The 24,070-nt window shown below is 48.2% G+C and carries 18 protein-coding genes; 10 read left to right on the top strand and 8 right to left on the bottom strand.

The features are described from left to right. Nucleotides 1-51: 51 nt before the first annotated feature. Nucleotides 52-1,353, bottom strand: coding sequence for an alpha-glucosidase/alpha-galactosidase (locus PPA03S_RS23925; RefSeq protein ID WP_062326567.1), 1,302 nt, complete (start codon nt 1,351-1,353; stop codon nt 52-54). 193 nt (nt 1,354-1,546) lie between these two features. Between PPA03S_RS23925 and PPA03S_RS23920 the strand changes: the two genes are divergently transcribed. After that, nucleotides 1,547-2,386, top strand: a complete 840-nt coding sequence (locus PPA03S_RS23920; RefSeq protein WP_062326565.1) for an AraC family transcriptional regulator — start codon at nt 1,547-1,549, stop codon at nt 2,384-2,386. 198 nt (nt 2,387-2,584) lie between these two features. Here the strand turns inward: PPA03S_RS23920 and csaA are convergent, their stop codons facing one another. The 5 genes from csaA to PPA03S_RS23895 form a co-directional block, all read right to left on the bottom strand. Then, the gene (gene csaA / locus PPA03S_RS23915) at nt 2,585-2,914 is read right to left on the bottom strand and encodes a chaperone CsaA (RefSeq protein WP_062326563.1); all 330 of its coding nucleotides are present in this window, start codon (nt 2,912-2,914) and stop codon (nt 2,585-2,587) included. Between the two features lie 179 nt (nt 2,915-3,093). Further along, entirely contained in the window at nt 3,094-3,726 is a 633-nt protein-coding gene (gene udk, locus PPA03S_RS23910) for a uridine kinase (RefSeq protein ID WP_062326561.1), read from the bottom strand. Nucleotides 3,727-3,927: 201 nt separating this feature from the next. Continuing rightward, entirely contained in the window at nt 3,928-4,503 is a 576-nt protein-coding gene (locus PPA03S_RS23905) for a VanZ family protein (RefSeq protein WP_245683711.1), read from the bottom strand. A 29-nt stretch (nt 4,504-4,532) separates the two neighbouring features. Further along, nucleotides 4,533-5,660, bottom strand: coding sequence for a DUF4179 domain-containing protein (locus PPA03S_RS23900; protein ID WP_062326557.1), 1,128 nt, complete (start codon nt 5,658-5,660; stop codon nt 4,533-4,535). Then, a complete protein-coding gene (locus tag PPA03S_RS23895; protein WP_062326555.1) occupies nt 5,644-6,177 on the bottom strand; it encodes an RNA polymerase sigma factor in 534 nt (177 codons plus the stop codon). Before PPA03S_RS23895 ends, PPA03S_RS23900 begins: the two co-directional genes overlap by 17 nt. Nucleotides 6,178-6,500: 323 nt before the next feature. On the opposite strand from PPA03S_RS23895, the gene PPA03S_RS23890 reads away from it, so the two are divergent. Beyond that, nucleotides 6,501-6,971: a hypothetical protein gene (locus tag PPA03S_RS23890; protein ID WP_062326553.1), complete on the top strand. Its 471-nt coding sequence runs from the start codon at nt 6,501-6,503 to the stop codon at nt 6,969-6,971. A gap of 98 nt (nt 6,972-7,069) precedes the next feature. Here PPA03S_RS23890 and PPA03S_RS23885 read toward each other — a convergent pair whose 3' ends face one another. Both PPA03S_RS23885 and PPA03S_RS23880 read right to left on the bottom strand, forming a co-directional pair. Next, nucleotides 7,070-10,084, bottom strand: coding sequence for a DEAD/DEAH box helicase (locus PPA03S_RS23885; RefSeq protein WP_062326550.1), 3,015 nt, complete (start codon nt 10,082-10,084; stop codon nt 7,070-7,072). Between the two features lie 5 nt (nt 10,085-10,089). Beyond that, entirely contained in the window at nt 10,090-11,862 is a 1,773-nt protein-coding gene (locus PPA03S_RS23880; RefSeq protein ID WP_068964209.1) for an SWIM zinc finger family protein, read from the bottom strand. Between the two features lie 279 nt (nt 11,863-12,141). Here PPA03S_RS23880 and PPA03S_RS23875 point away from each other — a divergent pair, with 279 nt between their 5' ends. From PPA03S_RS23875 to PPA03S_RS23840, 8 genes are all read left to right on the top strand, one after another. Then, complete coding sequence (locus tag PPA03S_RS23875; RefSeq protein ID WP_062326546.1) at nt 12,142-12,960, top strand: endonuclease/exonuclease/phosphatase family protein; 819 nt, start codon at nt 12,142-12,144, stop codon at nt 12,958-12,960. A 391-nt stretch (nt 12,961-13,351) separates the two neighbouring features. Continuing rightward, a complete protein-coding gene (locus PPA03S_RS23870) occupies nt 13,352-15,694 on the top strand; it encodes a glycoside hydrolase family 88/105 protein (protein WP_062326544.1) in 2,343 nt (780 codons plus the stop codon). 332 nt (nt 15,695-16,026) lie between these two features. Continuing rightward, nucleotides 16,027-17,361, top strand: coding sequence for an ABC transporter substrate-binding protein (locus PPA03S_RS23865; protein ID WP_062326542.1), 1,335 nt, complete (start codon nt 16,027-16,029; stop codon nt 17,359-17,361). Nucleotides 17,362-17,409: 48 nt separating this feature from the next. Beyond that, a complete protein-coding gene (locus tag PPA03S_RS23860) occupies nt 17,410-18,360 on the top strand; it encodes a carbohydrate ABC transporter permease (protein WP_082704294.1) in 951 nt (316 codons plus the stop codon). Then, on the top strand, nt 18,357-19,205 hold the full coding sequence (locus tag PPA03S_RS23855; RefSeq protein WP_062326540.1) for a carbohydrate ABC transporter permease: 849 nt from the start codon (nt 18,357-18,359) through the stop codon (nt 19,203-19,205). The genes PPA03S_RS23860 and PPA03S_RS23855 overlap by 4 nt, the downstream gene beginning before the upstream one ends. A 27-nt stretch (nt 19,206-19,232) precedes the next feature. After that, nucleotides 19,233-21,239, top strand: a complete 2,007-nt coding sequence (locus PPA03S_RS23850) for a cache domain-containing sensor histidine kinase (protein ID WP_062326538.1) — start codon at nt 19,233-19,235, stop codon at nt 21,237-21,239. After that, a complete protein-coding gene (locus PPA03S_RS23845) occupies nt 21,236-22,840 on the top strand; it encodes a response regulator (RefSeq protein ID WP_062326536.1) in 1,605 nt (534 codons plus the stop codon). The genes PPA03S_RS23850 and PPA03S_RS23845 overlap by 4 nt, the downstream gene beginning before the upstream one ends. A gap of 51 nt (nt 22,841-22,891) precedes the next feature. Beyond that, a complete protein-coding gene (locus PPA03S_RS23840) occupies nt 22,892-23,437 on the top strand; it encodes a GNAT family N-acetyltransferase (protein ID WP_062326534.1) in 546 nt (181 codons plus the stop codon). Nucleotides 23,438-24,070: the final 633 nt, after the last annotated feature.

The raw sequence follows: 24,070 nt of genomic DNA, 5'->3' as shown, positions 1-24,070 counted from the left end.
CCTCCCTATTGAGAGAAAACCAGCGCTTTGAATTGTACAACAAAGAACTTCTTATGACGTGTACTTCGGCAACCAGTCCCCATGAGCTTCGATCAGTTCATCACACATTGAGACGATATCATCGATGGACAGCTCGGCAGCTGTGTGCGGATCAAGCATCGCGGCATGATAGATGTGCTCTCTTTTGCCCGTAATTGCCGCTTCGATGGTTAACAGTTGAGTGTTAATATTCGTGCGGTTCAATGCCGCAAGTTGTGGAGGCAGGTCCCCGATGTACGTCGGGCTGATGCCTGAACCATCAACAAGACAAGGCACCTCAACACACGCTTCACGAGGCAGGTTGGTGATCAGTCCGGTATTCATGACATTGCCGCCGATTTTGTAAGGGCGATCCGTCTCCATGGCCTCCATAATATGTGAAGCGTATTCCCGGCTGCGCGTATGTTCAATATTTTCACTGGATAACAGCTTCTCCCGCATTTCTTTCCAGCCTTCAATCTGGTTCACGCAGCGGCGCGGATACTCATCCAGCGGAATGTTGAAGCGTTCGATCAGCTCCGGATAGTTTCGTTTGATAAAATAAGGATGGTACTCGGCATTATGCTCGGACGACTCGGTTACATAGTATCCAAAGCGCTGCATCAGCTCATAACGTACCATGTCGCCATGCTGCTCCTTCTGCTTTTCCTTCGCCAGACGTTTAATCTCCGGATACAGATCCTGACCATCCCGAGTTACTTCCAGCAGCCAGGCCATATGGTTGATACCCGCAACCTTCGCGACCACACTCGTCTGATCAATCCCCAGTGCATCAAACAGATGCGGCACACACACCTGTACACTGTGACACAGACCTACGGTTTTGATTCCGCCGTGCACGTTCATGACATTCGTCAGTACCGCCATCGGGTTGGTGTAGTTCAGGAACCACGCATCCGGGCACACTTCCTGCATATCCCGTGCAAAATCGAGCATCACCGGAATCGTCCGCAAGTTACGGAAAATCCCGCCAATCCCGAGCGTATCGGCAATCGTCTGACGCAATCCATATTTCTTCGGAATCTCAAAATCCGTAATGGTACATGGATCATATCCGCCTACCTGAATGGCATTGATTACATACTTGGCCCCGCGCAGCGCTTCCTTGCGGTCGGTATAAGCTTTGATGGCACATTGGCTTCCGAGCGAACGGGCCATACTGGTAAGCAAGCGCTCCGAGTCGTTTAGGCGTTCAGCATCAATATCGAACAACGCCAGCTCAAAATCCTGAAGTGCTTCAGTCATCATGACATCACCCAATACATTTTTGACAAAAACGGTGCTTCCCGCACCGAGGAATGTAATTTTGTTCATCTCAAGTTCAGCCTCCTGAATAAATGGTGTACCTCCAATATAGGTGGATCGGGCTAATATAACTATGGCTCAACCTCTCTGAAACATGGCATAATCCCATTTTTGGATTCGCTTACAGCTAATAATTCATCTATTTACCTGTTATAATTTTAATGGAGAGATGGTTCGATGTTTTGAACAGAGGGAGTGTGAAATGTTGAAACTAATCGAAACGAACGTGGTTCCCATGGATTTGAAGCAGATGGAATTGGTACTGTTGTTTTTCGGGTGGCAGGCATGTGATCCGTCGCATTATTGGGGGCCGGGTGTTCGGGATGCCTATATTGTTCATTACATTCATGAAGGACGGGGCACGGTGTTTATGGCGGATCAGCAATATGAGCTTACACAGGGCCAGGGCTTCGTGATTCTTCCGGATACGCTTATTCATTATGAAGCCGATGCGAAGCAGCCATGGACCTACTCTTGGTTCGGATTCAAGGGTGTTCATGCCAAGGCGTTCATGCAGCGAGCTCACATCAGCCCGGCACATCCTGTATTTGATGCCAGAGATTCGGACACTTTTGACCGTTTGTATACCGAGATGGTTCAATCATCCAAACACAATGGAGGAGATGTATTTAACCAGAGCTTGCTGTACCGATTGATCGCGGAGCTGATTGCATCTTCTCCTACAGGAGAGCAGGAACAACGGCCTTTGTCGACCAAAGAGGAATACATTAGACAGGCTGTTCAATTTATAGAAAACGGGTATAGTCAGAGGACTTCAATCCTTGATATTGCCCGAGCCGTAGGCTTGGACCGAACATATCTGTCAGGGCTTTTCAAGGAGAGGTACGGCAAGTCTTTACAGGCTTTCTTTCTTGAATATCGAATGAATCGTGCAGCTGAACTGCTGCAGCATTCTTCCCTATCGGTTAGCGAGGTGGCCCGCTCTGTGGGGTACACAGATCCATTGCTGTTTTCCAAAATGTTTAAGCGAGTGACGGGTGTGTCTCCGAAAGGGTCGAGGAGCATGGAATCGGGAGAATAGCCTTCATTATGGTGGGAACGTTTGTGTGGGATAGAAAGTATACAGTGCGGCAGAGGGACTATTTGTATATAAACATTTTGATCGCTTCTTCCTCAAGCCCCATATAACCTCGAAAAATGCAAAAAAAGGCCACGAATCCGAAGATTCATAGCCTTGTGCTTTAAGGTGAAAAGACCGGGATATCAACATGATAAAAATTTAGGCAATCGGCGTTCCATTGGGTAATGTCTGTTCTGGCGTTAACAGAACAACGTCACCTTCTTCAGGTACACCGCCAAGCACCAGTACTTCGGATACAAAACCGGCAATTCGGCGCGGCGGAAAATTGACTACAGCAACAACCTGCTTGCCGATCATCATCTCGGGAGTATACCGTTTTGTAATTTGGGCGCTGGAACGTTTAAGGCCGAGTGGGCCGAAATCGATAGTCATTTTGATGGCAGGGATGCGAGCCTTTGCAAAAGGTTCGGCTTCCACCACTGTACCAACGCGGATGTCATGCTGTATAAACTCTTCAAAAGTAGCCATGTTGTAATGTCTCCTTTCAGCTATAGAGTCCATTATAAAATAGAAATACCGAAAAAATCCAGATTGCGCTAATCGCAACCTGGATTTTAGTCGTCTTACTTTATGAGCGTTGCCCACATTTTTTCTCTATTTGGATGTGAGCAAGGCATAGCCCCTAACGCCGCAAGCATCATGTTAAATTAAGCGCCACTCCATTTTTCGCCCGTCAGGTATTTCTCAGTCAGAATGGATAACATCTGAATACCAACTTCGTTATGTCCACCTTCGGGAATGATGATGTCTGCATACTTTTTGGAAGGCTCAATAAAAGCATCATGCATCGGTTTGACGGTTTCGAGATATTGTTTGTACACGGATTGAATCGTACGGCCACGTTCTTCCATATCCCGGAGTACTCTGCGCAGAATACGCACATCGGAATCGGTATCGACAAATACCTTGATATCCAGAAGAGCACGCAAATGTTCATCGATCAGGACATGCAGTCCTTCTACAATAACGATATGGTTCGGTGCCAGTTCAACCGTTTCATTGGCGGCACGGTTATCTATGGTGAAGTCATATACGGGAGCATATGCCGTGTGGCCTTGTTTTAAAAGGGTAAGGTGCTCAATTAACAGATCATTATCGAATGCAAACGGATGATCGTAATTGGTGAGTCGGCGTTGCTCAGGGGTGAGCTGCGACTGGTCTTTGTAATAGTTGTCCTGGGATATGAAAGTCACTTTGCCCGATCCAAGACGGTCGATGACGGAGCGAGCTACCGTCGTTTTACCGGAGCCGGTTCCTCCGGCGATACCAATAATGAGCATGGTTGTTCCATAAACCTCCCTAGATTAACAGCGTAGGCATGGATAAATGTTGAATGAATCAGGATGGATTCACAACTTCACCCCTATGTCTGTCAGTGAATACACAATTCTTTTATTGTACCATAGCGCATCACTTTTTTCATCTGAAGGAGTTGACCATATTCTGCCTGAAGGTGGCTGGATTTGAGGGAGATCTGTCCCTTAATGTTTCCGAAGGGAACGATCCGGAAGCGTCAATGGCTGGATTAGGCGCTGGGCTATCGTAACTTTTGCAAGTCTGTGAAAAATGAAATATCCAATGATGCTGCCCGCTGTATTGGCAATCAGATCGTTTATATCGGTAGTACGGCCATTACCGAGAGTAACTCGGATGATGAGCTGCAGCATTTCTATGGAAAAGCTGAAGCTCAATCCGATTCGCACAGCTTTCCCAACAGTGTCTGCCGAAGGCTTGACCAGAGGAAGCATGAAGCCAAGCGGCAGGAACAGCAAGATATTCAATGCGAAACTGGGGATATCCAATGTGAGAATGGGAATGAACTGAATCGTTTTGTACCATGGCGTTTGATTGGCATATATACCTATATTGACATCGATGGGAAAGAAGACAAAATGCATGACCGCCAAAATATAGACAGCAAATGCAATGATTAAGGTGTACTGCCTGATCGTGTACCTGATTTGGTTCACCCTGGTGTAGAACACCAGGGCAATCAGGAAGAGAATAAATAGTGGACCCAGTACTGTTATGGATGCAACCGTAAGTTGAATGGACATGGGGTAAGACTCCTTTATGAATGTATGGTTTACGGTTGATTAAGCTCGATTTTCATATCCATCCCCTTGATAAATTGCCGATCTGTGATCTCTTCCGTAAAATCATCTTCAATCTCAAACGGCTTCACGATCAAATATTTTGTATCTCCTGGGGTTGTGGCGTAGATTCGTTCGGATTTTAATCGATTGCCCTCGTACAAGCCCTCACCGTTTAATGCAGTCAATTGTCTGCCCTGATCATCATAAATCGCAAACCCTATATTCCGTAACTGATCTTGATCTTTGGCCGTGAGCGTACGTTGGCCATTAAGCGAGATCAACGTAGACACGCGTGTTGTAATCGGAGTAACCTGGGCTTCCGTAACGGATGCGGTTATCAGATCATTGGAGACGATAGCGTTGGGTTTAATATGCTGAATATCTTCAGTCGTTTTCGTAAAAGGAATGTTCAGCTTAAATTCATGATCAATGCCCTGCAAAGTGAACGTGACTTCGGCGTCAAACTGATCCGGCAGTCCGGCAGCGGCTTGGTTTGGGGGAATGACCTGCTCGAACAGCAACGTATCCGGCTGTGTTTGCCCTGCTGGACCGTAGAACAAACCGCTATCCTGCACTGTACCATTCACATTGAAAAAGACATTCTCAATTCCGTTGCTGAGTTTCACGATGTCTTTGCCGTTGTCATACTCGCCATTTTTCAGGTTGGGCGCGGTCACATGAACCACGAAGGCTGCACGAGTACCGTCGTATACGGTTTCCGACACTTCCAGCTTCACGTCGTTGAAGGACACATTGCTGTTTACAAGCTTCGTAAGACCTTTGTCTCCTGCCGTACGTAATCCCATATCGGCTTCAATGGAGCTGAAGAGACTGCCAACCAGCGGGATGCTGCGCAAAGAGTCAGCCATAACGGGAGACACAAATCCAGAGGCAAATAGGGTCACACCCAACACTCCGGCTGCGATGGTCGCTGCAGCTGTACGACGCAGACCTTGGCGAAGACGCGGATTACGTGAAAATGGTTCCGAACTTTTACCGGACGATTCTGGTAGGGATTCTAGGGTGGCATCGATTCGTTTGCGTACAGTTGTTGACATGACGGGGCGCTCCTTCGCTTGTGCTCTTAACTCCTGATCGATATTAAACGGGTTTGACATGTAGTTTTACCTCCCGAAAGTTTTTGAATTTGTGATACAGCTCCTGTCTTGCCCGGCTTAATCTCATTTTCACCGCGCTTTCGGAGATATCGAGTGCCTCAGCGACTTGCCGCAGGGAGAGATCCTCAAAATAATGCAGCACGATGACAACTCGCTTTTGTTCGTCAAGCCGGTCAACCGCTTCTCTCATATCCACCTCATCGAAGGGACTGGAGGGTTCCTGCTTTGCGGGAACCTCCGCATAGGACGTAGAGAGGGAACGGCGGGACAATAGGGTATTGCATTCATTAATCAGGATGCGGAACATCCACGTTTTAAAATATTGGGGTTCGCGAATCGTATGCAGCGATTTATAGGCTTTCAAAATCGTCTCCTGAATGGCATCAGCCACGTCTTCCTCTTTCCGAAGCATGGATTTTGCCGTATTGTACAGAGAGTTCTCAAGCTGCCGGATAAGCCTAATAAAGGCGTCGCGATCTCCCTGAATGGCTTGGTTTACGAGACCGGTCCATTCCATGAATACCAGCTCCTTTCTTAGGTAAGCGGGAAACCAGTTCCCTTTGGTTTTACATGAATTAGACTTTCACCCAGCGCATATGGTCACAATTATTTTTGGGGGAAGAGAAAAAGAGTTCTTTATCATGGACGAATTAGACCGTATTGCACCCTTCAGATGGGGTAGACAGGCGAGGAGTTGTTTCACAATGGAATCATCCATCTGTATCAATTTAGTCTCAACTTCATGAGTTTGGGTTGTAGGATCTAGGACCTTCGATATATGATGTCGAAAGATGCCAGTTAATACCTGGTATATATCACCAACTATAGGAGGTCTGCGTTATGAAAAGAACAGGGAAAATGATTTCTTCTACGGCGATTGCTGCCATCGCGGCTGTGTCCGTTGTTGCTTCTGCTTCTGCAGCAAGTGTATCTACGGTAACTCCGGTGGGGTCTTCTCTCTCAGCTATTGATCTGAGCAGCATGGATATCGAAACCGCTTTGATGATGGTTCAGCAAGAACGCACGAAATTGCTGGATAGTCAACTGCAGGCACAGATTCAAGAAGTTCAAAATCGCAATCAAGCGATTGCAGAGCTGAACGCACAATTGCAGGTAGCTACTCAGAATGGGGATACTACCCAAGCTCAAAAACTGAAAGGCCAAATCGATGCGTTGAGCAACTCACAACAAATGGATATGCTGCGTTTGCAGTCTATGAGCAACAAACGTAATGAAGCATTTGATGTAATGACTAACTTCATCAAGAAAATGCAGGATTCAAGATCGTCCATCATCGGAAACATGCGCTAGGAATGTAAAAAAGAGCGAAGGCGGAATCATTTCCGACACTTCGCTCTTTTTGTATTCTACGATTTACAAGGATGCGTATATTGCATCATCATGCTGAGTTAACCCGACCAATCGCGGCGCCGGGTGAACAGATCCTTCAGCTCATCCGTCGATAGCTCGGTAATCCAGTTTTCAGAGCTGGTGATAATATTGTCGCTGAGCTGCTGTTTGCTCTCCAGCATCTCGTCAATGCGTTCTTCGAGTGTGCCCAGCGAGATGAACTTGTGTACCTGAACATCCTTCGTCTGTCCCATCCGATAGGCACGGTCTGTAGCCTGATTTTCCACGGCAGGGTTCCACCAGCGGTCAAAGTGGAACACATGATTCGCTGCGGTCAGGTTCAAGCCCACGCCACCTGCCTTGATGGACAGAATAAAGACCGACGGCTGCTCTGCCGCAGGCAACGTCCGGGACTGGAACTCCTCAATCATGCGATCCCTGGCTGTCTTGGACGTACCCCCATGCAGATACAGTACAGGTTCCTGCAACTCCTGTCTCAATACCTGCTGCAGCATCTGTCCCATGCCGATGTATTGGGTGAAAATCAGGCATCGTTCGCCCTCGTCTCGCAGTTCGCGGACCAGTTCCATCAATCGTTCCAGCTTCGCGGATCGGCTGATCAACATGGCCATGTCCTGAGGACTGTACATGTCATACGCTGTGGCTGAGCCTTCCGGGGAGATCGTTTCCGGCAAGGCTTCTTTGGTCAGCAGCAGGGGATGATCACACAACTGCTTGAGCTGGGTTAAGGCAGAGAGAATCGCACCCTTTCGCTTGATGCCTTCCAGCTCTTTCATTTTGTCCATCAGTTCCTGAACAGACTGGTCATACAGGGCACTTTGTTCACCCGTAAGGTGAATATACGTTTTCATCTCGTTTTTGTCCGGCAGATCGAGTTGAATATTCGGGTCTTTTTTCTTGCGGCGCAGCATGAAGGGCTTCACTAACTGCTGCAAATCCTGCATGCGCTGCTCGTCCTTATCCTTCTCGATCGCGCTGATAAAGCGAGTCTGGAATGCCCGTGCGCTGCCCAGATAACCTGGATTAATAAAATCATATATGGACCACAGCTCGGACAGCCGATTTTCAATCGGCGTACCCGTCAGTGCAATCCGGTGTTTTGCAGGGAAGCTGCGTACCGCCATAGATTGCTTCGTCTGAGCATTTTTAATATTCTGCGCTTCATCCAGACAGATCGATGCCCACGTATAGGACTGCAGCATCTCTTGATCCAGAGTGGCTGTCGCATACGAGGTAATGATGATATCCACCTGTTCCGTCTGTTCCCGGAACTCTTCTCCGCTAAGTCTTCGTGCTCCGTAATGCAAACTGACGTTAATTGAAGGCGCGAATCGGCTGATTTCCTTTTGCCAGTTCCCCAATACGGAAGTGGGGCAGACGAGAAGGGCAGGAGCCTGCCCAGGCAATCGCTGCTCATGCTCTTTGAGATGCAGTAAATACGTAATGAACTGTATCGTTTTTCCGAGACCCATGTCATCCGCAAGACAAGCCCCGAGGCCGAATCTTCGCAGGAATCCCAGCCAAGCGAAACCTTCCTTTTGATAGGAACGAAGCTCGGCATGCAGTCCTGCCGGAACGGGCAGCGAAGGAGCGCCGCCTTGCCCGCCACCAAGCTGCGCGATCACCCGGTTCAGGTGTTCGTTCAGCTCCACCTCAAGTCGAATATTCTCGTTAGATTGTGGCTGTTCTTCTTCCTCTGCCTGTCCTTCCTTGCGTTTCTGGTTCCGATATTCACGCTGCTCATTATGCAGCAGATGCAGGTGCAAAATATCCTGAAACGATAACCCTTGTTCCTGATCCACACCGCCCATGGCTCGGCGAATCTGCTCAAGCAAGGCCGGGTCGAGGGGAACCCATTCCCCGCGGAAGCGGACCAGCCGTTCATTACGTGCGACGAGATCAGCGAATTCTTCCTCGCTGAGATCCGTATCACCGATTGCAATACGCCAGTCAAAATGAATGATCGAGTCCAATCCGAAGAACGATTGTCCACGTTCACTGCCTTCCTCCGGTTTTACTTTGGCGCGCAGCTTGGGTTTCTTCTTTCGCGCAGCTTCCCACCAACCGGGAAGCAGCACTTGCCAGCCAGCTTCGAGCAGTCGTCCGCTGTCTTGTGTCAGGAACAGCCAAGCATCCTGATCTTCCAATGGATCACTCAGCACATCCCGACTGCCGCTAATGGCACGGCGAATTCGGGGCAGATGCGCTCGCAATTGCTCCAGCCAGCCAGCTGAACGATCAAGGATGAACGGCGTCCATACGTCCGGCCATTCACCTTCCAGCCTTCCGCGTGAATCCAGCCGCACGGGAACGAGTACGGCTGCATCCAGTTTGTTCTGTAATACCAGCCGCAGCCGCCAAGCGGGTTCATCATCTTCCGGTTCCAGCAATTGCAGGAGGGGACGGAATGGTGCTGCGTCTGCTTTCCAGCCGATGGACACGAGCCAGGATTGGGCATCCATGCCGGCCGTTTGCGGAGCTGTTCCGCTTTGTGGAAACAACTGCGGGAACTCGCGCCGCAGATCGGTGGCCGCTTCCTCCGTGCTGTACCATCGCTGGAACACGGAAGCCGAATAGGCAGCACTCAGCCCTTCGGCGTAGCTCTCATCCGTTTGTTCCAGGGCTTTGCCAAGAGCGGTTCGATCCTGCTTTTTCAAGCTGTCCGGGTCCCAGATCCATTGCAGTTGTCCGGTACGAAATGCGGTAAAGCTGGGTATATATTTACGATTTTCAATCGATGCTGCAAGTACCGGGGCCAGTCGGATTAAATACTCTGCCTGCTCGTCCCACTTCCATTCGATGTGCAGAAGGGTGTTCATTTCGGAGAAAAATGGAATTACTTCTTCCGCAGGCAGAACAACCAGTTCAATCTCTTCAATCTGTCTCGTTTCCAGTTCTGTACCATAGAAAGAGGGGGCATGCCAAGCAAATAATCGCTGCTTAAGCGATTGTCCCGATACAAAGTGATGGGTGTTCAGCGCTCCATAGAACAAGGCATCGCCGTATCCCGTCAAGGCAACATGGACCTCAATCGTTTCGGTGTAAGGGTGCATTAGGCTCATGAGATCAACTTACCTTTCCGAAGCTCTTCCTGCAGGGCGCGCAGTCGGCTGTTACGAACGGCCAATGTGGTGATAAACTGCTCCCAATGCTCTTCTTGCTTCAATTTTTTATAAATTTTAGACAGTCGCTTCAGCAGTTTTACGGCAGCTTTGTATCCATCTCTGTTTTTGTGTCCGATATAACGATCGACTGCTTGATGGTAAAAAGGCAGCAGCAATTCAGGTGCATCCTTTTCAATCGGCTGCAGCACAGCTACACGGAATTCAAGCGGCTCTGTCTCCGTGCTCAATTGAAAATCAATCCATCGCCGCCATTGTCCCCGGGCATGCATCGCTTCTTCATAAGCCGGACGGGAATGGGGCAGCATGCTGACCAGGGTGTCCCACATGCGATGCTCTACATCAGGCAGATGATGAATGGCTGTGTCCCACAACTGCATGTAATCATTTAGAGGGGAGTTCCGTCGGTTCGCAAGCAGAGGTCCGAGCTGCACTAACCATTCCCCCAGCCGTTTCCAGTCCGAAGAATCAGCAAGTACGTGAAGAAAATGCAGCAGATGCTCCGGCGGGATGCCATATGCCGAGCTTCCGCTGACTAATCGGTGCCAGGCCTGCTCATCTTGTCTCAAATGGAAATATATCCAGCTCTGTGCCAATACCAAGGGCAAGGGAATTGTGGCGGATTTCGTTGGTGAACCGACGATCCCCTTATCGGTCAGATTCGCTACGCTCAACACGCTTTCACCCGGTTTGGCGGGTTTGGAAGCAGCGGTCGGGCCAGTCTCCATTTCCTGCAGATGCTCCAGCTCTGATTCCAGCATTTTCCGGTTATCCTGAAGATGAGGCATGATCCAGTTTAACCAAAGCTGTCGATAAATCGGAGTGAAGAACATCATGCTGGATGTCTCGGATATCATCTGCGTACGCAGGTAAGCGGAGGTTTCCTCAAGCCGCTTCCAATGCTGTTCAAGCTTTGTGCCCTTCAGACCGGAGAGATCCAATGAATGGCTAAGGACTTGTTCCAACCCTTTCTGGAGCGCATCCACGGCAAGTTGGGCAGGATAGCTCAGATACACAGGGGTATGTGTGATTGAATTGCGGCCAGGTACACAGAAGCGAAGCAGGTACAACTGAACATGCAGCTCAAATAACTGATCCATGCCAGTTGACAGCTTAGGTTTAATGGAATAGAGCTCGTCCGCTGCGGCCTGCACATACGATGTACTTGGCGTGCCTGTACCCAGTCGTTTCAGGCATGCCCGAAACAGCTCATGCCATTCCATGATCTCAAGTTCGGCAATTTCCGTTGCCCGTTCCTTGATCTGGCTATACTGGTTATCAGGGAGGGTAAGATCCTCTTCGTGTGCTGCATAATCCGAACGTCCTGAAGTTGCTATAGCAGCGGGTTTTGGAGCCTGTTTCAGTGCCGTACTGGAGTGAGCATTAACGATGCCGTGTACGGGTCGCCCCAGTTGCTCGGCATAACCCATTAGAACGGCTATCATATGTTTGCAATGAGAACCTACCGGACAGGTGCAGTGACTGGTAGTTAACGACTGCAAGTTCAAGGTTACCTCATACTCATCTGAACCTTGTACTTTAGCCAAAATTCCGTTTTGTGCAGTGTAGGTTAATGGTCCAACGCGTTTCTGTTTATAATATTGGAATCCGCGCATGATCGTCAGGTTGTTGAAATGTTCTGCGACCTGCCTGATCAGCTGCTGCCACTGTGCATCATCCATGTTCATGTCATTAGGTATGTTCATCATTCCATCTCCTGGGGAAATCATAGGTTCAGTAATCACCACGTCTTGACGTAATGGTGTACATTTTATATATCCATCATATCAGTTATCGTGTGCTTCGTGCATCGGTTCTGAGAACTTGGAGGAGACTTTTTAGAGGTGAAATCGAAGAGTAGTAATCCCCGTTTTTTTGCCATAAAACATGCATAATAGGCTCGTCTTGTGTATGCTTAGCGTATGTATTCCTTACAGGAACGATGCAGGCCGGGCTTCGGCTTAATTTCAAACAACAGGAGAGAGCATATGAAAATACTTACGTTAAATACCCACGCCTGGGCAGAAGAAGACCAACTGAACAAGATCAGCCAGCTGGCTGATTTTATCAATACACATCAATTTGATGTGATCTCCATGCAGGAGGTCAACCAATCCATGCAAGAAACAGCGCTGTCAGCGGAGGAACTGGAATATTACGTTGCTACCGAATCGGATGCTGTGATCAAAAAAGACAACTACGCCTACGTTCTGCTCAAGCAACTAATCGACACGTATTACTGGACATGGGTTCCGACTCATATTGGTTTCGGCAAATACGATGAAGGGCTGGCGATCCTGAGCCGGACGCCGATCACACAAGCTTTTGGGGAATATGTATCCCACATGCGTGATTACGACAACTATCGAACCCGCAAAATTGTAGGTATACAGACCGCCGTCCAAGGTGAAGCAACCTGGTTTGTGAATGGACACTATAACTGGTGGGACGATGAACAGGAGCCTTTCAAAGGTCAATGGGAACTGACCGAGAGCAAGCTTGCTCCATATATGGAACAACCGCTGTATATTATGGGGGATTTCAATAATGTCGCAGAAATACGTGGGGAAGGCTATGATTATATGATGGGCAAGGGCTGGAATGATCTCTACACAACGGCTCTGCAAAAGGATGAAGGTGCAACCGTGGTCAAAGCCATTGCTGGTTGGGCAGATAACAAACGCGATTTGCGTATTGATTATATTTTCTCGAATCGCCCGGTGCAGGCAAAGTCCTCGATGGTTGTTCTCAACGGAAAGAATGGCCCTGTGGTCTCTGACCACTACGGCGTAGCTGTGGAAATTTAACACCGGGATACTCTTGTACACCATTTTTTATTTAAATTGAACGAAAGCCTCCGCTCACTACCTTATAAGGAAAGTGTAGTCGGAGGTTTTTTGGATTTCAGCCTATTATTAAATATTCCGGTATCCTTATCCCGTTAAAACGGGGGGCTAATCTCTGAGTCAGAGGCGATACCAAGCTCGAGAAAGAAAGCGAAGGTGTCTATTCTTGTATTTTTGTAAGCGTAATCAAAAATCTGTAGCCACCACGAGGCAGTTCAGTTATACTTGGTTTATTATTTAGCTGTTCCATAGATGAACCAAGAATCATAAACGTTCAACCAAAAAGGGATTTTCTCACTCAGGTTAAGCGCTATACCTATTAATTCCACCGGGAGAGGAATGTGGGCATTCAATGACAACATATTTCAGTGAACCGCAGAGCATGTATTATCGATTCGGAGAAGACCAGGATCAGGTATTGAAGGTACTGGCTGAGAGATATATTGGGGCCAATGCGCAGGCTGATTTTGTATATCGGGTCTTTCAGAAGTCGGGCATTCTGCAGAATGAAAAAGGTCTGTATGATCTGAATTTAAGTGAACGCTTTCCTGATGCTCGTAAAGGCCAAGTTTCATACGCCGCAGCACTGGTCTGGGGGGATGAAGATCGGAATCTGGATGTGTTGGTCCACTGTTATGGACCTGTTCGTTTCTATTTTAATGAGCAATTGGTATACCGCTCTACAGTCATGGATGAGATCAACCCGAACGCGACCGTGAAGCTGGGAATTGATATTAAACCGGGCTGGAATACGTTGTTGTTGGAGATGAAATACACACCTGCGGGCTTTGGATGCCAGTTTGGCTCGGATGAAGGGAAAGTGCGCATTCTGAATGTGCTCGCCCCTTTCGAGGAGAGACAAGGACAGGCAGGATGGGTGTATTCCAAGCCGTTAAGTTCGGAAGAATTGCTCACTTCTAGCGCAAACAATCTATCCGGCAGACTGGAGAACAGTCACGCCGAATGGAACCTGCTTGGCAAAGAAGAGAATCACAGACTGGAGTGGCTGCCTGATCCCCAATGGTCAGAGGAAGAGCAGAAGCAACCAACACTGGAGAGAATATACGGACATCTTCCTGGGCAGCGAGCCTACGCATGGACACGATTGAACAATAGTGATTCAAGCGACTCCCACATCCGTTTGTCTGGTCAATCCTCCGGGCCACTGGATATATGGCTGAACGGCGAACTGGCGGTACAGTTGAAGAAAGCGGGTCCATTTGAGGCGGATATACCGGCAGCTTTTGGACGGAGCGACCTTTTGGTACGCAGTGAATGTGGAGATACGGCGGGGACATGGGCGTTTGTTTTAAATGCATCGGTGAATGAAAAACAACTGAAGCTGGAGCTTCCCCGACGTGTGCACGGAGCTTCTGGGGAGTCGTGGTTATATCTCGGACCTTTTGCATCTGAGGATATCGAACCTGATTTGCAGGATCTGATTCGTACAGATCGGGTGTATAAAGGCAGTTTAACGCAGGATCACTCCGATGAAATGGGGATCCACCAGACTCAGAACGGACGCATGTATTGGCGACTGGACAGACCAAATGCGTGGATACGCCCCTATTATGAAAATGCAATGCTTAGTAACAAATGGACAGTAGGCAGTGTGACCAATTATGGTCGCTGGGACTATCCATTGGGTGTCACCGTGTATGGTCTGTTACAGACCGGACGTTATTTGCAGAGACCGGACATAACCCGCTATGCAGCAGAACATGTGCAGGCGTGTACCCGTATGTATGAATACTCGTTATGGGATCGGGAGCAGTATGGTTTCCCGGCGGTTAACCAGCAGCTGGTTATGCTTAAAATGTTGGACAATTGTGGTTCTTTTGGTTCCGCGATGCTGGAAGCCTACTCCGAGTGCCAGGAGTCAACGTTCTTGCCAATCGCAGACCGGATTGCAGATTTTATGCTCTCTCGCTTGGAACGACAGGAAGACGGTGCGTTTTACCGCGAGTGTATTGGTGATTTTGCCGAGAATACGATGTGGGCAGACGATCTCTATATGAGCACACCGTTTCTCGTGCGTTATGCCCGTTTGACAGGGAATGTATCAGCACTGGATGAAGCCGCCAGACAATTTTTATTGTACAGGAAATATCTGTTCATGCCTGAATTCAAGATCATGTCCCACGTATACGATTTCAAATATGGACAGGCGACACAGATTCCGTGGGGACGGGGTAACGGATGGACGCTCTTTTCGTTGTCTGAGGTATTGGAAGCTTTGCCAGCAGAGCACCCGGAGCGCCCGGCATTAATTTCCTTCTTTAATGAATTATGTGAAGGATATGAAGCTCTGCAAGGGGAGGGTGGATTGTGGCATCAGGTATTAAATGATTCGAAAACATATCAGGAGGCCTCCTGTACAGCGATGTTTGCCTATGGTTTTGCACGGGGAGTTCGTTTTGGCTGGTTGAATCAACCGGAAATTTACATGGAAGCGGCAGAGAAGGCATGGAACGGATTAACCTGTAAAGCCATTGACCGTCAGGGGAATGTACACGGGGTCTGCAGCGGGTCGAGATATGCATTTACAGCTGAATATTACAACAAGGACCTGCTTACCGTGACGAATGACAATCATGGTATTGGCATTATGATGCTGGCAGGAACCGAAGTAGCGAAGATGAAGAAACATCTGGCTCAGCATAAGGGTTCATCAGCTGCTGTGACGCAATCCTGAAATTTCAGTAACTGATCTCTGTTCGTGCGCCTAATCTAGAGGTTTACTGCGAGCGAAGCACGTCTCGTTGAATAAGGATTGATGAATACATGCATAACCACCGGGAGCATCATTCCTGGTGGTTATTTAATCACTATGAATAATGTAATCAATATGCTGATTGAAGGACGTTCTTTGGATTTATGCAAAATGCTCAATTAAATGGAGAACTGTCCCAACCCCTTACTTTTTTGACAGGAAAGCTTACTTTTGTTTATGTCATGAGCAGCCATGGGCCGTTACAATAGTTTTGTAAGCGATTCCATATAAGCAAAAGGGGAGGAAATTCATTCATGTTGAATACCAAAAAGTGGGTAACCCTGTTATGCCTGTCCCTATTCATGTTCGCTACAGCCTGTTCCGGAGGAACTTCAGAACCTTCAGCTTCATCTAATGAGGGAGCCAAAAGCGACTCTTCCGGCAATATTGAACTTCGCATGACCTGGTGGGGATCACAGACGCGCCATGATCTTACGACCAAAGTGATCAAGCTATTTGAAGAGAAATATCCCGGTATTACCATCAAACCGGAATATTCCGGTTGGGATGGCTACTTTGACAAACTGACTACACAGGTAGCTGGTTCTAACGCGCCGGATATCATACAGATGGATTATGCTTTTCTAACCGATTTTGCCCGTCGTGGTGCGCTTCTTGGCCTGACCCCATATGCTGAAAGCAAAGAGCTGCGTACAGACGATCATGACAAGAGTATGCTCAAGGCCGGATCGATTGACGATAAATTATATGCCATTACATTGGGCGTAAATGCACCCGGGGTCATTTATGACGCGACCGTATTCAAGGAGCTTGGCATTGAGGAGCCAAAGGAAAGCTGGACTTGGGAAGATTTCAGCCGTATCGCTGCCAAGATAGCAGCTGAAAAGGGTGAGGGATTCTACGGTTCGGCGGATGTTTCGGGAACCACCAACATGTTTGAGGTGTTTATTCGGCAAACAGGCAAGGGCTTATTTGATGGCGGCACGATGACTGCAACCAGCGAGGAGCTCCAGCAATGGTTTGACATGTGGGGTGCGCTGCGTGAGAACGGGGGTGCTACCTCTGCAGAAGTGACAGCATCCACTACAAATGCACTGGAAACACGCCCAATTTCGCTGGGTACAGCTGCTATGGATTTTGCCTGGTCTAACCAATTGCTGACGTTCCAGCAGGTGAACAAAAACCAGGATCACAAGCTTGGGATACAAGTACTTCCGCACGGTGTGGGTGAAAAGCAAATCGGAGAATATCTGAAAGCAGGCCAGTTCCTGTCCGGTTATGCCAAAACAAAACATCCGAAGGAAGTGGCGATGTTTATCGACTTCATGGTGAATGATCCGGAAGCGACTGCCATTCTCGGTTCGGAGCGCGGAGTACCCGTTAATGCCAGCATTCGTGAGAAGATGCAGCCTACGCTGCCGGAAGCGGAACAGGCCATCTTCCAATTTATCGATGTAGTATCGAAAAACTCCAGTGAAATTGATCCGCCATACCCGCAAGGATTTTCCGAAGTGGATACCAGCTTCAAAAGTGCAAGCGAGCAGATTGCTTTTGGTCAAGCCAGCACACCGGATGTGATTGCCCAATTTATTGAAGGGGCCAAGGCGACACTTGCATCAAGTCAATAACATTTGGCTGGCTGGTTCCATTTCTAATTCCGCGGGGAGGTTGCGAAGATGAGTACAACACAGGTCAGTCAAGCCCGAACCGAGCATGTAATAGCCCGGCGGGTGAAACGGAGATATGCCCATAATGGAGCCGCACTTCTGTTTCTGGCCCCATGGTTGGTTGGTTTATTGTTGCTGACACTTGGCCCGATGCTCGTTTCCTTATACATTTCGTTCACTGACTACAGTATCCTGGCCGCCCCTTCCTGGGTCGGTCTGGATAACTACACCACGATGTTTACATCGGATAAACTGTTCACCCAATCGCTAAAGGTCACATTTACGTATGTCGCCGTATCCGTGCCGATCAAGCTGATCTTTGCCCTGCTGGTGGCGATGCTGTTGAACAAGGGCATTCGCGGGCTTGGCATTTACCGTACGGTGTATTATATTCCAACCCTGCTTGGGGGAAGCGTGGCCATTGCGATGCTGTGGCGCAAAATGCTTGGCGGTGACGGCCTGCTCAACGGTGTACTCGCCATGATCGGCATTAAGGCACCCGACTGGGTTGCCAACCCGAAGTATGCCCTGTATTCAATCGTGCTGCTGTCCGTATGGCAGTTCGGGTCGTCGATGATTATTTTCCTGGCAGGCTTGAAACAGATTCCACCCGAATATGACGAAGCCTCAGCGGTAGATGGTGCAGGTCCCTTCCGACGTTTCTTCAACATTACGCTGCCAATTCTGTCGCCCGTTATTTTTTTCAATTTGGTCATGCAGTTGATTACCTCCTTCCAGTCATTTACTCAGGCTTTCGTTATCAGCAACGGTAGCGGGGGGCCAGTCAATTCAACATTAATGTACTCTCTGTACCTATACAAAAAAGGCTTCTCGTTCTTCCAGATGGGTTATGCATCCGCGATGGCCTGGGTGTTGGTCATTCTGATCGGTGTCTTTACATTGCTGGTATTCCGCAGCAGCAAGCTGTGGGTGCACTATGAGGATGGTGGAAAATCATGATTGGACAACGAAACTCTGCTGCATGGGTGATTGCCAAACATGTACTGATCTCAGGCATTGCCTTTGTCATGCTGTATCCGGTGCTCTGGATGCTGGGCAGTTCATTCAAACCGGGACATATGATTTTCACCGAGACCTGGTTCTGGCCGAAGGAATGGAATTGGCAAAATTTCATCAATGGCTGGACGGGCATTCAGGGCAATCCCTTCTCCCGTTTTCTGACCAACTCGGTCGTCTTGTCGCTGGGTGCTGTGCTGGGCAATGTCATTTCCTGCTCCATGGCGGCATATGCCTTTGCGCGATTGAATTTTCGTTTCAAAGCGATTTGCTTTGGCCTCATGCTCATGACGATCATGTTACCGCATCATGTAACGCTGATTCCTCAATATATTCTGTTTAACCATCTGGAATGGGTAAATACGTATCTGCCGCTGGTGGTGCCGAAATGGCTGGCTACGGATGCCTTCTTCATTTTCCTGATGGTCCAGTTCTTCCGGGGGTTGCCCAAAGAGCTGGATGAAGCGGCTACGATTGATGGATGCGGACCTGTACGGATTTATACCAAAATCATCATTCCGCTGGCCTTCCCTGCACTGGTGACCACAATGATATTCACCTTTTTATGGACATGGGACGATTTCTTCAGCCAGTTGATCTATCTAAGTGATGTCAGCAAATACACGGTGCCGCTGGGCTTGCGCCTGTTCCTCGATTCCAGTTCTCAATCGGATTGGGGTCCGATGTTTGCAATGTCAGTGCTGTCGCTGGTACCTTGTTTTATCGTGTTTATCGTGTGTCAAAAGTACTTCGTGGAAGGAATCGCGACCTCCGGGCTCAAAGGGTAATTCCAAGACGAAACGAGTTGACTTCGCATGCGGAAACGAAGATTGTCATTATTACTAAATCAAAAGCTGCAACAAAGCAAGCTCTCCACGCTGATGGTGACTTGCTTTATTGCATTTAACCTGATACTTGTCTCGGTTATTGTCTGGCTGGCATACCAGTCGTTCTCTGCTGTTACGTTTACCGAGATCAGCAATGCGCGGCTGGCTCTCCTGAATGAGAGTACACGCCGCGGATTTGATTTTATTACAGGTGTGACAGGCACGGCCTACTCTCTGGCAAGTAATCGTGAGCTGTCGAATCTGCTGGAGACAAAGGGAACGGGTAGGCTGACACAGATCCACCAACGGAGGGAGTTATCCAAAATACTGGATCATACGCTGGTGGTCAGTGAAGGTATTACCTCGGTAGAGCTGTATACGGATGCCTTCAACGGTGTCACCGTTACAATGGCTGATCGCATCTATCCAGTGGATACGATTGCCGGTGATTCATGGTTTGCTGCACTGGAGCAGGCGGATGCGGCCTGGGTGCCGCTACGGGAAAATGAGTCGGGTCAATCACTGATCGGATACGCGCAGCGAATCTTTGACAGCCGGGGTGGCACGGTAGCGTACGTGCTCATAAGGCTGAGTCGCGCGGACATTGTACGAAGATTTGCGGATATGCCCATGGTTCTGGATGGACAGGTGCTGTTGGTGGATACCGCAGGCAACGTCGTCATGCAGATGGGTGAGGACAATTTAGAGGGAACGTCGGGTAAGGAGTTGATCTCAACCAAGGGGACCTCTAAATTTTTTTCTACTATTAATGTCTCTGCTAATGCTCTCGAAACCAGGGAAAGTGAACCTGTTGTAGATAGCGCATGGATTCAGGAGCACGCCGAGCACGGGCAGGACGGATTTGAAGTAGTATCCGGCAAAGCCCGAGGAGCGCAGCTTGTTCTGTATTCAAGGCCAGCCATGCTTCAGTGGCGTCTGGTGCAGACCATCCCTGTGCATACATTATTATCTCCAGTGAGGCAGGCGGGCTGGCAGGTCCTTGGGATAGCCGTACTGGGATTATTATGCTCGGTTGTACTCGCGTATCTGTTCGTGCGACGGATTGTTCGCCCTTTGCGTCAGCTCATCAAACGAATGAGGCAGCTGGAGAAAGGGGATTTCGACACCCGTGTTCAGTTATCATTCACCGAGGAATATGCCCATTTGGCTTATGGGTTCAACCATATGGCTTCGCAGCTGACAGAGTTGATGAATCGGGTCAAGGAAGAGAGCCGGGCGAAGCGTGAAGCTCAGACTGATTTGCTGGAGGCGCAAATCAAACCGCATTTTTTGTACAATACACTCGACATGATTCACTGGCGTGCCCTGGATTATGAAGCTAAGGACATCAGCCGGATGATTGTACAGCTCAGCAAACTGCTGCGTATTGGATTGAGCGGCGGCAGGCAGTTTATTCGAGTGCGGGATGAACTGGAGCATGCCCGTTGTTACGTCAACATTCAATCCGAGCGGTTGCCCTTTTCCATCGATTATCAGGAAAAGATTGATCCACGTGTCCGCGGCTGTTATATTCCCAAGATCATTTTGCAGCCTTTTATCGAGAATGCGGTCATGCATGGGTACCCAAAGGCAGGGAAACTGTGCATACAGGTTGATATGGGTGAGCCGGAGAGCAGTCATACGTCAGGAGTAAATGATTTTTCAACTTTCCTTCTCACCGAATCATCCATGGTGTCATCCGAATTAGGCAGCCAATCCATCGGTTATCGTCCATCCGTAAAGTCTGCTTACGCACCAAAAATCATTATTCGTATTAGAGACAACGGACAGGGCTTGCCTGGAGGCTGGAAGCTGGAGGAGACGTCGGGCATCGGTATACGGAATGTACATCAGCGTATTCGGCTGTATTGTGGCACTGGATATGGCGTAGTTCTATGCGCAGGCGAATTGGGCGGGGTGGAAGTGACCATTACGCTGCCGCGCATTGAGACGGAAGATCAATTAACTCTGTGGCTGGGCGGTGAAAATGAATGAAAACCATTATGCTCGTAGACGATGATCCACATATTGTAAAAGCATTGACCGAACATATTGATTGGCCATCCCTTGGCCTCAACATTGCAGGAACGGCTGCCAATGGCGCGGATGCATTGGAGCTATTTCATCGGCTGCGTCCGGATCTTGTCATGACGGACGTCTATTTGCCGGGAATGACAGGACTTGAGCTCACGCAGACGCTGCGGCGGGATCATCCCCATCTGCCGATTATCATTCTTAGCGGATATGACGAATTCGAGAATGCCAGGGCGGCCATGCGCTGGGGCGTGAATCATTTTTTGCTGAAGCCTGCAGAGGTGGAGGAGATTGAGTCTGTTCTGCGTGAAGTATTACTGGAACAGGATGTGCGAGAGCGGCATGAGCGGCTGGAGCAGACGTACAAACAAGAAATTGGACGGGTGGTTCCCTATCTGCGCAAACTGTTTCTCCATGAGCTGTTGACTACGCGCTATCAGGCAGAGGAATTACCTGCACAACGTATGGAATATGTGGGGATTCGCATCCCTGCTCAGGTACGCGCTATCAGTTTGCAGCTTAATCGCCCCGGCTTTCTGACACGAATGAGGGAGCGGGACTGGCAGCTGTTAAGATATGGCGCAGCGGATATTATCCAGGAGACTGTCAAGGAACAGCAAGCTGTACAAATGTTCAAGGGTCAGGTGGAGATTGTAGATTATTCGGATCAGGTATTTGTGCTGCTTCTATTGGACGTGGACCGCCTAGAACAGATGGAGTCCCTACTTGACCGGATGATGGATCAGATTTTTACGTATCTCAAGATCGAAATGAATGCAGGCATCGGAACGTCCAAAGGTCACTTGTGTGAGGTAATGGACTCCTACCTGGAGAGCAGGGAGGCGCTGGAAAAAGCGGAATTCCAGGGCGGAAGCCGCGTATATCGGTATGATGCATCAGATGCGTCAACGACGAGTGTGACCGATTATTCGCTATTGCTGCGACAATGGAATGAGTCATGGGCAGAGATGAGGACTGATCTGGCTGAGGAAATATGGGTACATCTGCTCAATCTGTTGGACGAAGGGAGTGCTGTTAGTATTCAGGATGTACAAGTTGTGGCCGTGAGCCTGTTCGACACGATGATTCACAGCTGGAACCGGCATTATCCCATGCTGGCACCGCCGCTCGCGATGAGTACCTTTTTGCGGGAGATTCAATCGAAATATGCGTTGCAGGATCTGGTATGCTGGATGGACAGTATTATTCGAAACTGGATGGATCAGACACGTAAAGAAATGGGCGAGAAGAAAAGCAATAAACTGGTGGAGCAGGTAAAACAGTACGTTGAAATGCATTATGCTGAAGAGATCAGTTTTGAATCGATCGCGAAGGGGCTATTTGTACATCCCAAATATTTGAGTCAGCTGTTCAAGAGAGTAACCGGAGAGAATTTTGTGAGTTATGTGAATGGGTATCGAATTCAACGGGCGATGGAACTGTTACAGTCAGGACATTACATGGTCTACGAGGTTAGTGAGATGACCGGGTTCCGTAACGCGACTTATTTCAGTCAGGTGTTCAAGATGCATACAGGCAAGAGTCCTTCTGAAGTAGGATAGAGCAATAAATAGGTTGGTTTAAAAATAAAGTGATTGGACGGATTACAAATTATGATTATTGATCAACAGGAATTTAACGTAAACGGATTGACCTTTTCGATTAGGTCTGCGGATGAAAAGGATGCCGGGGAAATATCCTCACTTCGTGTGCAGATGGATGGAGAAACCGAGAATATGGATCGCGAACAAGGTGAAGGGTTTATCGATTCGGCAGGATTTGAAGAGATCATTCGGTTGGACACGGAGAAGCAGAGAAACCTATTTCTCGTTGCCATCGTTAAGGAACAAATCGTCGGGTTTTCCAGATGTGAAGGAGTAGATTTAAAACGATTTTCTCATAAGGTGGAATTTGGCGTCTGTATAGCAAGAGAGTTCTGGGGTTATGGCATGGGTAAGAAGCTGCTGGAGACCTCAATGAATTGGGCAGATACAAATGGAATTAAGAAGATGACTTTGAACGTGTTGGGAACGAATGAGAAAGCGATGGAACTTTACAAAAGGATGGGCTTCGAGATCGAAGGGATGCTAAAACGGGATCGGCGGCACGCGAACGGCCAGTATTACGATACTGTTGTGATGGGAAGGTTCAGGGGCTGATGGGAAGGTTCAGGGGCTGAGGGGAAGAAAGGGTATGCGGGGCTGTTTCTGTTTCTAGCCATATTTGCAGCATCTTATTGTTTCTATAACTATACTATTATATGAAAGAACAGATACTAGTAACTACTCATCATTTATATAGAGATTTATTACCTAGTAGATATAGATTTTTTAAAATCTGATTTCATATTAGGCTATAGAGGCTACTGATAAGTGTAAAACAAAAGTGATTATCCCTTGAGCTGCTAGATAGTTTAAAAAGAATAGCCACTCAGTTTACTATAAAGTCTACTATAAACAGTACTACCTACCAATCTCTTAAAGTTACTGATGCTTAACATTAGTCATATCTATTGAATGCAGCAGATTCAATCTGATCTGATTTACGAGACAGTCATTGTATGGATATGAAGTAAACATATCCGCATTGATTGATTATAATACGACGGGAATATATTAATATAAATTAAGGGTTGTAGTTTATTTTTCTGTATGGTATATTCTAATTCCGGCCAAGAAAACATGAGAAATACGGTGCGGCAAGCGAATGAATAAGCTTCGAAAGAAACTCAAAAAATGCTTGCTAAGTTGGTTCGGATGTGATAAGATATAAAAGTTGCCGAAGAGAACATT

Origin of the sequence: Paenibacillus pabuli NBRC 13638, assembly GCF_001514495.1 — a bacterium.
GTDB lineage: Bacteria > Bacillota > Bacilli > Paenibacillales > Paenibacillaceae > Paenibacillus > Paenibacillus pabuli.
Note: the sequence above shows the minus strand (reverse complement) of the source record. Positions and strands in the feature narration are given on the sequence as shown.

Bases quoted from the DNA above. Each gene is read 5' to 3' on its own strand.
- udk (WP_062326561.1), bottom strand. From the start codon at position 3,726: ATGCTCATTATTGGTATCGCCGGAGGAACCGGCTCCGGTAAAACGACG.
- PPA03S_RS23845 (WP_062326536.1), top strand. From the start codon at position 21,236: ATGAAAACCATTATGCTCGTAGACGATGATCCACATATTGTAAAAGCA.
- csaA (WP_062326563.1), bottom strand. From the start codon at position 2,914: ATGGCTACTTTTGAAGAGTTTATACAGCATGACATCCGCGTTGGTACA.
- PPA03S_RS23875 (WP_062326546.1), top strand. From the start codon at position 12,142: ATGAAAATACTTACGTTAAATACCCACGCCTGGGCAGAAGAAGACCAA.
- PPA03S_RS23900 (WP_062326557.1), bottom strand. From the start codon at position 5,660: ATGTCAAACCCGTTTAATATCGATCAGGAGTTAAGAGCACAAGCGAAG.
- PPA03S_RS23885 (WP_062326550.1), bottom strand. From the start codon at position 10,084: ATGCACCCTTACACCGAAACGATTGAGGTCCATGTTGCCTTGACGGGA.
- PPA03S_RS23865 (WP_062326542.1), top strand. From the start codon at position 16,027: ATGTTGAATACCAAAAAGTGGGTAACCCTGTTATGCCTGTCCCTATTC.
- PPA03S_RS23880 (WP_068964209.1), bottom strand. From the start codon at position 11,862: ATGATGAACATACCTAATGACATGAACATGGATGATGCACAGTGGCAG.
- PPA03S_RS23840 (WP_062326534.1), top strand. From the start codon at position 22,892: ATGATTATTGATCAACAGGAATTTAACGTAAACGGATTGACCTTTTCG.
- PPA03S_RS23870 (WP_062326544.1), top strand. From the start codon at position 13,352: ATGACAACATATTTCAGTGAACCGCAGAGCATGTATTATCGATTCGGA.
- PPA03S_RS23925 (WP_062326567.1), bottom strand. From the start codon at position 1,353: ATGAACAAAATTACATTCCTCGGTGCGGGAAGCACCGTTTTTGTCAAA.
- PPA03S_RS23855 (WP_062326540.1), top strand. From the start codon at position 18,357: ATGATTGGACAACGAAACTCTGCTGCATGGGTGATTGCCAAACATGTA.
- PPA03S_RS23860 (WP_082704294.1), top strand. From the start codon at position 17,410: ATGAGTACAACACAGGTCAGTCAAGCCCGAACCGAGCATGTAATAGCC.
- PPA03S_RS23850 (WP_062326538.1), top strand. From the start codon at position 19,233: ATGCGGAAACGAAGATTGTCATTATTACTAAATCAAAAGCTGCAACAA.
- PPA03S_RS23905 (WP_245683711.1), bottom strand. From the start codon at position 4,503: ATGTCCATTCAACTTACGGTTGCATCCATAACAGTACTGGGTCCACTA.
- PPA03S_RS23890 (WP_062326553.1), top strand. From the start codon at position 6,501: ATGAAAAGAACAGGGAAAATGATTTCTTCTACGGCGATTGCTGCCATC.
- PPA03S_RS23920 (WP_062326565.1), top strand. From the start codon at position 1,547: ATGTTGAAACTAATCGAAACGAACGTGGTTCCCATGGATTTGAAGCAG.
- PPA03S_RS23895 (WP_062326555.1), bottom strand. From the start codon at position 6,177: ATGGAATGGACCGGTCTCGTAAACCAAGCCATTCAGGGAGATCGCGAC.